This is a genomic window from Streptomyces beijiangensis, from assembly GCF_017315755.1.
Taxonomy (GTDB): domain Bacteria; phylum Actinomycetota; class Actinomycetes; order Streptomycetales; family Streptomycetaceae; genus Streptomyces; species Streptomyces beijiangensis.
Genome location: NZ_JAFLRJ010001045.1, coordinates 1 through 239 on the forward strand (window position 1 = coordinate 1; position 239 = coordinate 239).

1 protein-coding gene is annotated in these 239 nt (G+C 72.8%); it reads left to right on the forward strand.

Features of this window, described 5'->3' with window-relative positions; all coding sequences use genetic code 11:
• Window positions 1-20: 20 nt before the first annotated feature.
• Window positions 21-239: L,D-transpeptidase (locus J0695_RS40470; RefSeq protein ID WP_307798909.1), on the forward strand; the 219-nt coding region annotated here is incomplete at its 3' end.

The following is a 239-nucleotide window of genomic DNA, read 5'->3' on the forward strand; positions in this document are numbered from 1 at the left end:
CGCACCGGATCTTCCGGCGGGTGCGGGACGACCATTCGCGGCTGTACGCCAATGCCCCGATGCCGTACGCGCAGTACTTCGACGGCGGCCAGGCGCTGCACGGGACTCCCCACGACCTGTTCAACGGGGCGGGGTCGGCGGGCTGCGTCAATCTGCGGGTGCCTGATGCCGCGCGGCTGTGGCGGACGGTGGGGAACGGGGACCGGGTCTTCGTGTGGGGGAGCCGGCCTGGGACGCGC